The organism is Sphingomonas sp. Leaf412 (assembly GCF_001425405.1).
Lineage (GTDB): Bacteria > Pseudomonadota > Alphaproteobacteria > Sphingomonadales > Sphingomonadaceae > Sphingomonas.
Map to the genome: position 1 here is coordinate 168950 of NZ_LMQP01000004.1, position 10783 is coordinate 179732.

At 69.7% G+C, this 10783-nt stretch carries 12 protein-coding genes; 8 read left to right on the forward strand and 4 right to left on the reverse strand.

All coding sequences use genetic code 11. From position 1 onward, the window contains the following. From ASG29_RS15085 to ASG29_RS15120, 8 genes are all read left to right on the forward strand, one after another. On the forward strand, positions 1-903 hold a 903-nt coding region (locus ASG29_RS15085), incomplete at its 5' end, for a transglutaminase family protein (RefSeq protein WP_055986147.1). A gap of 151 nt (positions 904-1054) precedes the next feature. Then, a complete protein-coding gene (locus tag ASG29_RS15090) occupies positions 1055-1996 on the forward strand; it encodes a DnaJ C-terminal domain-containing protein (protein WP_055986150.1) in 942 nt (313 codons plus the stop codon). A 19-nt stretch (positions 1997-2015) separates the two neighbouring features. After that, the gene (locus ASG29_RS15095; protein WP_055986152.1) at positions 2016-2999 is read left to right on the forward strand and encodes a YihY/virulence factor BrkB family protein; all 984 of its coding nucleotides are present in this window, start codon (positions 2016-2018) and stop codon (positions 2997-2999) included. Continuing rightward, on the forward strand, positions 2996-3799 hold the full coding sequence (fabI, locus tag ASG29_RS15100) for an enoyl-ACP reductase FabI (RefSeq protein WP_055986155.1): 804 nt from the start codon (positions 2996-2998) through the stop codon (positions 3797-3799). The genes ASG29_RS15095 and fabI overlap by 4 nt, the downstream gene beginning before the upstream one ends. 5 nt (positions 3800-3804) lie before the next feature. Continuing rightward, positions 3805-4047: a DUF4160 domain-containing protein gene (locus ASG29_RS15105; protein WP_055986158.1), complete on the forward strand. Its 243-nt coding sequence runs from the start codon at positions 3805-3807 to the stop codon at positions 4045-4047. Beyond that, on the forward strand, positions 4040-4393 hold the full coding sequence (locus ASG29_RS15110) for a DUF2442 domain-containing protein (protein WP_055986161.1): 354 nt from the start codon (positions 4040-4042) through the stop codon (positions 4391-4393). Before ASG29_RS15105 ends, ASG29_RS15110 begins: the two co-directional genes overlap by 8 nt. A 147-nt stretch (positions 4394-4540) precedes the next feature. Continuing rightward, positions 4541-5611, forward strand: coding sequence for a chorismate synthase (gene aroC, locus ASG29_RS15115; RefSeq protein WP_055986163.1), 1071 nt, complete (start codon positions 4541-4543; stop codon positions 5609-5611). Between the two features lie 53 nt (positions 5612-5664). Continuing rightward, entirely contained in the window at positions 5665-6078 is a 414-nt protein-coding gene (locus ASG29_RS15120; protein ID WP_055986166.1) for a hypothetical protein, read from the forward strand. 44 nt (positions 6079-6122) lie between these two features. Here the strand turns inward: ASG29_RS15120 and ASG29_RS15125 are convergent, their stop codons facing one another. The 4 genes from ASG29_RS15125 to serA form a co-directional block, all read right to left on the reverse strand. Beyond that, on the reverse strand, positions 6123-7412 hold the full coding sequence (locus tag ASG29_RS15125) for an adenylosuccinate synthase (RefSeq protein WP_055986169.1): 1290 nt from the start codon (positions 7410-7412) through the stop codon (positions 6123-6125). Positions 7413-7523: 111 nt separating this feature from the next. Next, positions 7524-8630, reverse strand: a complete 1107-nt coding sequence (locus ASG29_RS15130) for an ATP phosphoribosyltransferase regulatory subunit (RefSeq protein WP_055986172.1) — start codon at positions 8628-8630, stop codon at positions 7524-7526. Beyond that, positions 8627-9022, reverse strand: a complete 396-nt coding sequence (locus tag ASG29_RS15135; protein ID WP_082516188.1) for an endonuclease domain-containing protein — start codon at positions 9020-9022, stop codon at positions 8627-8629. The genes ASG29_RS15130 and ASG29_RS15135 overlap by 4 nt, the downstream gene beginning before the upstream one ends. 83 nt (positions 9023-9105) lie before the next feature. After that, positions 9106-10683, reverse strand: coding sequence for a phosphoglycerate dehydrogenase (gene serA / locus ASG29_RS15140; protein WP_055986175.1), 1578 nt, complete (start codon positions 10681-10683; stop codon positions 9106-9108). Positions 10684-10783: the final 100 nt, after the last annotated feature.

The window sequence follows — 10783 nt, forward strand, 5'->3', positions numbered from 1 at the left end:
ATGATCTACGACATCCGCCACATCACGCGCTTCGACTATGGCAACGCCGTGAAGTTCGCGCGCTGCAACCTGCGGCTGCGGCCGATCGACTGGCCGGGGCAGCAGGTGGAGGATTATTCCCTGACCGTCGCGCCGTCGGGCCGCACCTATCCGGCGCGTGCGGAGGCGGGGCTGGCGCATGTCACGCGGCTGGTGGTGGAGGAACCCGTCCGCCGCCTGACGATCGAGAGCCGCGCGCGCGTCCGCGTCGACCGGCTGGTGCCCGTGCCGCAGGCGGACGATCCGACGCTGGGTGAGGTCGCGGCGATGGCGCGCGCCTCGACCGATCTGTCCGCCGCCTCGCCCGCGGCCTATCTCTACCCCTCCCCGCTGATCCCGCTCGACCGCGCGATCGCGGATTATTGCGCGCCCGACCTGTCGCCGGACCGCAACGCGCTGGAGGCGGGGATCGCGCTCGCGCGCCGGATCCAGGACGATTTCGCCTTCGACGCGACCGCGACGCTGGTCGACACCCCCCCGCACGAGGCGTTCGCGAAGCGCCGCGGCGTGTGCCAGGATTTCGCGCAGATCATGATATCGGGCCTGCGCGCGGCGGGCCTGCCCGCCGCCTATGCCTCGGGCTACATCCGCACGATCCCGCCCGCGGGGCAGGAACGGCTGGTCGGCGCCGACGCCACGCACGCATGGGTATTGCTGTGGTGCGGCCCGGCGCGCGGCTGGGTCGGGGTCGATCCCACCAACGGCATCTGGATGGCGGGCGACCATATCGTCGTCGCGATCGGCCGCGACTATGCCGAGATCGCCCCCGTCGACGGCGTCGTGCTGGGATCGGGCGCGCAGGCGATGGACGTGTCGGTCGACGTCGCCCCGCAGGACGAACCCGTGGCGGTCGCCGCATCCTGATCCGTCGTCATCGCGCGCGAAGCGATCCGGCGCGTCTCGCGGAACCCTGGATTGCCGCGTCGCTGCGCTCCTCGCAATGACGGGCAGTCCCGGATTGCGCTACCGCTCCCTCTGCCCCACATAGGCGGGTAACACACCAACCGGGGAACCCATGGCCGATCCTTACCAGACGCTGGGCGTCGCGCGCAGTGCCACCGAGGCGGACATCAAGAAGGCGTATCGCAAGCTCGCCAAGGAGCTGCATCCCGACCGCAACAAGGACAACCCGAAGGCGTCCGAGCGCTTCAGCCAGGTCACCAACGCCTACGACCTGTTGCAGGACAAGGACAAGCGAGCGCGCTTCGATCGCGGCGAGATCGATGGCGACGGCAATCCCGCCATGCCCTTCGGCTACGGCGGCGGCACCCCGCGCGGCGCGGGCGGCGGGTTCCGCAGCCAGGAATTCGACGCCGGCGGGTTCGGCGGCGGCGCGGGCGGACCCGACGTATCCGACCTGTTCGAAGGGTTGTTCGGCGGCAGGGGCGCGGGCGGCTTCACCGGCGGCTTCGGTCGCCGCAGCGCGGGGCCGCCGCCGAAGGGCGGCAACGTCGCCTATCGCCTGCGCGTCCCCCTGCCCGACGCCGCCGCGCTGGCGCCGCAGCGGATCACGCTGGCAGACGGAAAGACGATCGACCTGAAACTGCCCGCGGGGGTGGAGGACGGGACGCAGATGCGGCTGGGCGGCAAGGGCGATCCCGGCCCAGGCGGCGCGGGCGACGCGATCGTCACGATCGAGGTCGAGCCGCACCGCTTCTTCACCCGCGATGGCGACGACGTCCGTCTCGACCTGCCCGTGACGCTGAAGGAAGCGGTCGCGGGCGCGGCGGTGAAGGTGCCGACGGTGGAGAAACCCGTGATGCTGACCGTCCCCGCGGGCAGCACGTCGGGCAGGACGCTGCGCATCAAGGGCCGCGGTTTCCACCGCAAGGGCGGCGGCCGCGGCGACCAGCTCGTCACGCTGCTGGTCGACGTGCCCGCGGACGACGCCGCGCTGAAGGCGTTCGTCGAAGACTGGACGCCGGAGGGGAACCCGCGTTCGACGCTGGGCGTCTGACCCCTTCAAGGGGAAACGCGTGACCGATACCGCCGCAGGCAATTTGACCGACAACCCGCTGACGCCGGAGGCGCGCGCGCACCACCGCGCCCGCCGCGTCATCGGCAAGGAATATGCGAAGGTGAAGCCGGGCAGCGCCTTTTTCGAGGTGCTGAAACGCTCGGCGCTGGGCGTCTACACCGACGGGTTCATCCACGCGGGCAACCTCGCCTATCTGGCGCTGATGACCCTGTTCCCCTTCTTCATCGTCGCCGCCGCCGTGCTGTCGCTGGTGGGGCAGAGCGCGGAGACGCAGCGCGCGGTCGCCAGTTTCCTGTACGTCCTGCCGCCCGACGTGTCGGACCTGCTGCGCAAGCCGATCGCCGACGTGATCCAGTCGCGCACCGGCTCGCTCCTGTGGCTCGGCGCGCTGATCGGCCTGTGGACCGTCGGCAGCTTCGTGGAGACGATCCGCGACATCTTCCGCCGCGCCTACGGGACCAAGAGCACGCAGGCATTGTGGCGCGCGCGCCTGGGGCTCAGCCTCGGCATCGTCGCGTCGGTCATTCTCGCGCTGGTATCCTTCCTGGTGCAGGGAATCCTGACCGCGGCGGAACAGTTCGTCTATCGCCTGCTCCCCTTCGCGCAGGACGTGGCGGGCTGGCTCGGCCTCGCCCGGCTGATCCCCGCCGCGATCATGTTCGGCGCGCTGTACATGCTGTTCTATTTCGTCACCCCGTCCAAATACCGCTATTCGAAAAGCCGCAAATGGCCCGGCGCGCTGTTCACCGCCTTGTGGTGGGTCGGCATGACCGCGGGCCTGCCGTTCGTGCTGGGGCAGCTGGGCGGCTACGACCTGACCTACGGCAGCCTGGCGGGCGTCGTGGTGATGCTCCTGTTCTTCTACCTCATCGGGCTCGGCCTCGTGTTCGGCGCGCATCTCAACGCGGCACTGGCGGAGCCGCCCGAACCGGTAGTAGAGGGTGCGACGACGAAAACGGCACAACAGGCGGTAACGGCGTGAACGGATTGATGGCGGGCAAGCGCGGGCTCATCATGGGGCTCGCCAACGACCGGTCCCTGGCATGGGGCATCGCGCAGAAATTGAGCGAGGCGGGCGCCGAACTCGCCTTCTCCTACCAGGGGGAGGCGCTGGAGAAGCGCGTGCGCCCGCTGGCGGAGCAGCTGGGCACCGCGCGGCTGATCGATTGCGACGTGTCCGACATGGCCGCGCTGGACCGCGCCTTCGCCGATCTGGCGAAGGACTGGCCGACGATCGATTTCGTCGTCCATGCGATCGGCTTTTCGGACAAGAACGAACTGCGCGGCCAGTATGTCGACACGACGCTGGAAAACTTCCTGCTGACCATGAACATCTCCGCCTACAGCTTCGTCGCTGTGGCGAAGCGCGCGCGCGCGATGATGCCCGAGGGCGGCAGTTTGCTGACCTTGAGCTATTACGGCGCGGAAAAGGTCATCCCGCACTACAACGTCATGGGCGTGGCGAAGGCGGCGCTGGAAACCAGCGTCAAATATCTGGCGATGGACCTGGGGCCCGAAAACATCCGCGTGAACGCGATCAGCGCGGGGCCGATCAAGACATTGGCCGCCAGCGGCATCGGCGATTTCCGCTACATCATGAAGTGGAACGAGCTGAACTCCCCGCTCCGCCGCAACGTGACGATCGAGGACGTCGGCGGCGCGGGCCTGTACCTCCTGTCCGACCTGGCCAGCGGCGTGACGGGCGAGGTCCACCACGTCGACGCCGGCTACAACGTCATCGGCATGAAGGCGGAGGACGCCCCGGATATCGCGCTGGCGTAAAAGCCGTGGTCGTCGTCCATCGCGCTCACGGATGCCGCTTCATCGTCTATCTGGACGATCACCTGCCGGCCCATGTGCACGTCGTGCAGGGGCGTGACGAAGCGAAGATCGCGATCGGTCTGGCGACGGAGGATCCGTCCGTGATCTGGAACAGGGGATTGACCGCAGCCACGTTGCGTCGCGTAATGCGGGAGATGAAAGCGCAGCAAGCGACGCTGCGGGCGAAATGGACGGAAATCCATGGCTGACCTGACCGACGCCCAAGTCGATGCCGCCAACGCCCACGGCGAGGAATTTCTGCGCGGAAAGCCACTCGCTCGCGCCGTCCGTTATGATCGCACAACGCGCATGATCGTCATCGATCTGACGAACGGGTCGACCTTCGCTTTCCCACCGACCCTTGCGCAAGGTCTTGAACAGGCGACGCCGGAGCAACTCGACGGGGTGGAAATCAGCGGCGGCGGTTTCGGCCTGCATTGGGAAGCGCTCGATGTCGACTTTACCGTACCCGGCCTGCTTGCCGGCCGCTTCGGTACCGCGCGTTACATGCGGGAACGTTTCGGCGAGCATTGGAATGCCGCAGCGGCGGAGTGACCTGCCCGCCGCGCCTCCCCTGTCCTACCTCGCCACGATCTGCCATGTCGCCGCCATGTGCCGTGCTGATCCCCCTCGCCCCGCCGACAAAACCACGCCAACGTCTCAACATTCGCAACATTCGCGCATCCGCGCCGGGGTGACGTCATGAGCTTCAACACCTTCGGCCGCGTGTTCCGGTTCACCACCTGGGGCGAATCGCACGGCCCCGCGCTCGGCGCGGTCGTCGACGGCTGCCCCCCCGGCATCGCGCTGAGCGAGGCGGATATCCAGCCGTGGCTGGACAAGCGACGCCCCGGCACCTCGCGCTTCACCACGCAGCGGCGCGAACCCGATCTCGTCCGCATCCTGTCGGGCACGTTCGAGGGGCGGACGACCGGCACGCCGATCAGCCTGATGATCGAGAATACCGACCAGCGGTCGAAGGACTATTCCGACGTCGCGCTCGCCTATCGCCCCGGCCATGCGGACTATGCATACGACGCCAAATACGGCTTCCGCGACTATCGCGGCGGCGGGCGGTCGTCGGCGCGCGAAACCGCGGCGCGCGTCGCCGCGGGCGCGGTCGCGCGGGCCGTGATCCCGCAGGTGCGCGTAAGGGCGTGGGTGGAGGCGATCGGCGGCGATGCGATCGATCCGGCGAACTTCGACGATGCTCAGATCGACGCCAACCCCTTCTTCTGCCCCGATGTTGCCGCCGCGGCGCGCTGGGAAGCGACGGTCGATGCCGCGCGCAAGGCGGGCTCCTCGCTCGGCGCGGTAGTGGCGTGCGAGGCGACCGGCGTCCCCGCGGGCTGGGGCGCGCCCTTGTATGCGAAGCTGGACAGCGAACTGGCCGCCGCCTGCATGTCGATCAACGCGGTCAAGGGGGTGGAGATCGGCGATGGCTTCGCCGCGGCCGCGCTGACGGGGGAACAGAACGCCGATGCGATGCGGCCGGGAAACGACGGCCCGACCTTCCTGGCCAACCACGCCGGCGGGATCGCGGGCGGGATCGCCACCGGGCAGCCGGTCCGCCTGCGCGTGGCGTTCAAGCCGACCAGCTCGATCCTGACTCCGGTAGAGACGATCACCCGCACCGGGGCGGCGACGGAATTGATGACGAAGGGCCGCCACGACCCCTGCGTCGGCATCCGCGGCGTCCCCGTCGTGGAGGCGATGATGGCGCTCGTGCTGGCCGATCAGGCGTTGCTCCACCGCGCCCAATGCGGGGGGTGACAGGAACCTCCCCGATGCCGACCCGTTGGATTGCGGCATCTCAGGAGAGAAACATGCGCAATATCATGATCTTCGCAGCGGCCGCCGTGCTGCTTCCCGCTGCCGCCTCGGCACAGGTCGGCGTCGGCGCAGGCGGCGGCGTCGGCGCGGGGGTCGGCGGCACGATGGGTCAGACCACCGGCACGGTCACCGGCACCGCGGGCGGCACGCTCGATACCACCATGCCGCAGACGACGACCCGCTCGACCACGACCGACCGCGCGACCTCGCGCCGCGGCAAGACCACGGGGCGTACCGATACGACCACGTCCACGACCACGACGGTGCCCGGCACGACGACCATGCCGCGCCCCGACACGACCGTCGGCACGGGCGCGACCGTCACGACGCCGGGCGCGACGGTGAACGGCGGGGTCGGCGCCGGAGTCGGCACGATGCCGACGACGGCTCCCACGCCGCAGCCGTAACGCGTGACGACGGGCCGGTGGCGATCGTCACCGGCCCGTGTCCGTCAGTCCGCGAAAGGATCGCGGACCAGGATCGTGTCCTCCCGCTCCGGGCTGGTCGACACCAGCGCGACCGGGCAACGGATCAGTTCCTCGATCCGGCGGATGTACTTGATCGCCTGTGCCGGCAGGTCGGCCCAGCTCCGCGCGCCCGCGGTCGATTCGGTCCACCCCTCCATCGTCTCGTACACCGGTTCCACCGCCCGCTGGTCCGCGGCGTGGCTGGGGAAGTAGTCCAGCACCTCGCCGCGCAGGCGGTATCCGGTGCAGATGCGCACCTCCCCGAACCCGTCCAGCACGTCGATCTTCGTCAGCGCGATACCCGTGATCCCGCCGACCGCGGCCGATTGCCGGACCAGCACCGCATCGAACCAGCCGCAGCGCCGCTTGCGCCCGGTGACGGTGCCGAACTCGTGCCCCCGCTGCCCCAGACGCTCGCCGGTTTGGTCTTCCAACTCGGTCGGAAACGGCCCCGACCCGACCCGCGTGGTGTACGCCTTGGCGATCCCCAGCACGAACCCGACCGCCGCCGGCCCCAGCCCGGAGCCGCCCGCGGCGGTGCCCGCGATCGTGTTGCTGCTGGTCACGAACGGATAGGTGCCGTGGTCGATATCCAGCAGCACGCCCTGCGCGCCCTCGAACAGGATGCGCTTCCCCGCCGCCTTCGCCGCGTTCAGGTCACGCCAGACCGGCCGCGCGAACGACAGGACGAAATCCGCGATCTCCCGCAGGTCCGCCAGCAACCGTTCGCGGTCGATCGGCGCCTCGCCGAACCCGGCGCGCAGCGCGTCGTGATGCGCCGTCAACCGGTCCAGCTGCGGCTCCAGCTGGTCCAGATGCGCCAGGTCGCACACCCGGATCGCGCGCCGCCCCACCTTGTCCTCATACGCCGGGCCGATGCCGCGCCGCGTCGTTCCGATCTTCCCCGCCCCGCTGGCATCCTCGCGCAGCGCGTCCAGGTCGCGGTGGAACGGCAGGATCAGCGCGCAGGTATCCGCGATCCGCAAGGTATCGGGCGTCGCGACCACGCCCTGCTCCCCCAGCCGCGCCACCTCGTCGCGCAATGCCCAGGGATCGAGGACGACGCCGTTACCGATGACCGACGGCGTGCCGCGCACGATGCCCGACGGCAGCAGCGACAGTTTGTACACCTTCTCGCCCACGACCAGCGTGTGCCCCGCGTTATGCCCGCCCTGGAAACGCACGACGACGTCGGCCCGCTCGGCGAGCCAGTCGACGATCTTGCCCTTGCCCTCGTCGCCCCATTGCGCGCCGATGACCGCTACATTGCCCATGGTTACACGTCTCCGCCCTGCCGGGGATACCCCGCGGGCCCTTCGACAGGACTCGGCGCGCGAGGGGTTCGAAACGTTCGGGAGCGCGGTTAGCGGCGGCGCCGCGGGGGGTCAACCGGCGAGCGCGCGCGCCTTGCCCCCCGCCCACACATGCGTCGCAAGCTGCGCTTCCGGCGTGTCCCCCGCGTCCAGCGCGGCGACCGTCACCCAGCCGTCCGCCCGCAACGCCGCGCCCTGCGCCAGCGGTGTCCCGAACGGCAGGAACAGCCGTCGCCGCTCGCTCGCGGGCGCCTCGCCGACCAGCCGCCCGGCGTAGAGCGAAAAGCCCGTCGCCGCTTCCTCCGCGCCGCCCTCGTGCACCACGGTGTACGTGCCCCCGCGCCCCAGCTCCTCCGCCGCGCCGCGCGCGAACAGGGAGAAGCCCAGCCACGTCTGATACTCGAACCCGTGCCGCTCGGTCGGGTCCAGCGTCATCGCCACCCGCCCCTCCAGCGCCGCCGCGATGTCGGCCAGTGCGTCCAGCCGCGACGCCAGCACGCCGGTCGTGTCGAACGCGCGCAGCCGGGACAGCGCATCCGCGAACGGCCCCGCCGCCGCCACCAGCGGCAGGTAATCGGGCGCCAGCGCGGCGACCCCGCCCGCATCCTTCGCGTCGAGCCGCTGGCGCAACGGCTCCAGCACCTCCGCCGCGACGGGCAACGGTCCCGCCGCGAGCGTGTCGACCAGGTCGGGCAGCGTGAAATCGATCGAGGGGTCCGCGACCCCCGCGGCCGCCAGCGCGTCGATCGCGACCGTCGCCACCTCGCGCGCCGCCGCGACCGAATCGAGCCCGAACAATTCGCACCCGATCTGGCGCAGCTCACGCGCCGGCGACAGTTGCGACGCGCGCAGCTTCAGCACCGATCCGGCGTAGCTCAACCGGACCGGGCGCGGATGATGCCCCAGCCGCGTCGCCGCGATCCGCGCGACCTGCGCGGTCAGGTCGGGCCGGATCGCGAGCGTTCGCTGCGACACCGGATCGACGAACCGCACCGCATCGTGCAGCGCGCCCGCCTTCAGCCGCGACCCCAGTCCTTCCGCGAATTCCGCCAGCGGCGGATCCACACGCTCATAGCCGTGCAGCCCGATCGCCGCGAGCACCCGCGCCTCGATCGCGGCGGCGGCATCGGCAAAGGGGGGGAGCCGGTCGCGCAGGCCCTCGGGCAGGAGCGCGGTCATGCTTGTGGACGACAAGGCCCTCTCCCCTCCGGGGAGAGGGTTGGGTGAGGGGCCGCCACAAGCGCTACCCCGATGGCATGCAACACGCCGTCCAAGTTCGTCATCACGTCAGCGTTACCGAAACGCACCACCCGATATCCCTGTGCCTCAAGCCAAACCATCCGGCTCTCGTCCCGCGCTTGATCGGCATGCGTATCGCCGTCAACCTCGACGATCAGTCGCATCGACCTCGCGCAGAAATCGGCGATGTACGGACCGATCACTACCTGACGTGAAAACCGCACGCCGTCGAACCGCCGGCCACGCAGCGCAAGCCAGAGCCGCGTCTCCGGCTCTGTCATCTCCCGCCGCATCCGGCGTGCGCGGTCGCGGAGCACGGGGTCGGTCTGCATCCGGTCATAATCACCGGGGTCACCGCCCGCGGAAACCCCTCACCCAACCCTCTCCCCGCAGGGGAGAGGGCTCAGACATCACATCAGAACGACAGCCCCATCGCGGTCTTCACGCCCGGCAGCGCCTTCACCTGCGCCAGCAGGTCGGGCGACACCGCGCCGTCCACCGACAGCAGCAGCACCGCCTCGCCGCCCGCCTGTCGCCGGCCCAGGTGGAACGTGCCGATGTTCACGCCCGCCTCACCGAGCAGCGTGCCGATGCGCCCGATGAAGCCCGGCGCATCCTCGTTCACCACGTACAGCATGTGGCCCGCCAGATCGGCCTCGACCTTGATCCCGAACAGCTCCACGATCCGCGGATTGGCATCGCCGAACAACGTGCCGGTCACCGAACGCTCGCCATCCGCGGTCCGCACCGACACGCGCAGCAGCGTGTGGTAATCGCCCTCGCGCTCGGTCCGCACCTCGCGCACCTCCACGCCGCGCTCGCGCGCCAGCAGGGGGGCGTTCACCATGTTCACGGTGTCGGTCTGCGTCCGCAGGAACCCGGTCAGCACCGCGCTGGTGATCGGCTTCGGGTTCAGCTCCGCCGCCGCGCCCTCGCGATGGATCGACAGCCGGTCGATCGCGCCCGTGGTCAGCTGCCCGACCAGCGCGCCCAGCTTCTCCGCCAGCCCCATGTACGGCTTCAGCTTCGGCGCTTCCTCCGCCGACAGGCTGGGCATGTTCAGCGCGTTGGTGACGCCGCCGGACATAAGGTAATCGGCCATCTGCTCCGCAACCTGGATCGCGACGTTCACCTGCGCCTCCGTCGTGGATGCGCCCAAATGCGGGGTGGAAACGAAATTGGGCGTGCCGAACAGCGGCGATGCCTTCGCCGGTTCCTCCACGAACACGTCCAGCGCCGCGCCGCCGATATGGCCGCTGTCCAGCCCCGCCTTCAGCGCCGCCTCGTCGATCAGGCCGCCGCGCGCGCAATTGATGATGCGCACGCCCTTCTTCGTCTTGGCGAGATTCTCCGCCGACAGGATGTTGCGCGTCTGCTCGGTCAGCGGGGTGTGTAGCGTGATGAAATCCGCACGCGCCAGCAGTTCGTCCAGCGTCGCCTTCTCCACGCCCAGTTCGACCGCGCGCTCCTCGGTCAGGAAGGGGTCGTAGGCGACGACCTTCATCTTCAGCCCGCGCGCGCGGTCCGCGACGATCCCGCCGATGTTGCCCGCGCCGATCAGGCCCAGCGTCTTGGCGGTCAGCTCGACCCCCATGAACCGGTTCTTCTCCCACTTGCCCGCCTGCGTCGAGGCGTCGGCCTCGGGCAATTGCCGCGCCAGCGCGAACATCAGCGCGATGGCGTGTTCGGCGGTGGTGATGGAATTGCCGAACGGCGTGTTCATGACGACGACGCCCTGTGCCGACGCGGCGGGGATATCGACGTTGTCGACGCCGATGCCCGCGCGGCCCACGACCTTCAGGTTGGTGGCGTGGTCGAGGATGTCCTTCGTCACCTTCGTCGAGCTGCGGATCGCGAGACCGTCATACTGTCCGATGATCGCCTTCAGCTCGTCGGGCGTCTTGCCCGTGATCTCGTCCACCTCGACCCCGCGTTCGCGGAAGATCTCGGCGGCGCGGGGGTCCATCTTGTCGCTGATAAGTACCTTGGGCATGCGTGCCTCCGAAAATTGGGATAAACCGGCGCCCTCTCCCCCGCGGGGAGAGGGTCGGGGTGAGGGGAAGGTGCCTCGCAGAGGGCAGCGCCCGTGGCAG

Coding starts and splice junctions, on each gene's coding strand:
- ASG29_RS15090 (WP_055986150.1), top strand. CDS start 1,055: ATGGCCGATCCTTACCAGACGCTGGGCGTCGCGCGCAGTGCCACCGAG.
- ASG29_RS15110 (WP_055986161.1), top strand. CDS start 4,040: ATGGCTGACCTGACCGACGCCCAAGTCGATGCCGCCAACGCCCACGGC.
- aroC (WP_055986163.1), top strand. CDS start 4,541: ATGAGCTTCAACACCTTCGGCCGCGTGTTCCGGTTCACCACCTGGGGC.
- ASG29_RS15120 (WP_055986166.1), top strand. CDS start 5,665: ATGCGCAATATCATGATCTTCGCAGCGGCCGCCGTGCTGCTTCCCGCT.
- ASG29_RS15125 (WP_055986169.1), bottom strand. CDS start 7,412: ATGGGCAATGTAGCGGTCATCGGCGCGCAATGGGGCGACGAGGGCAAG.
- ASG29_RS15130 (WP_055986172.1), bottom strand. CDS start 8,630: ATGACCGCGCTCCTGCCCGAGGGCCTGCGCGACCGGCTCCCCCCCTTT.
- ASG29_RS15135 (WP_082516188.1), bottom strand. CDS start 9,022: ATGCAGACCGACCCCGTGCTCCGCGACCGCGCACGCCGGATGCGGCGG.
- serA (WP_055986175.1), bottom strand. CDS start 10,683: ATGCCCAAGGTACTTATCAGCGACAAGATGGACCCCCGCGCCGCCGAG.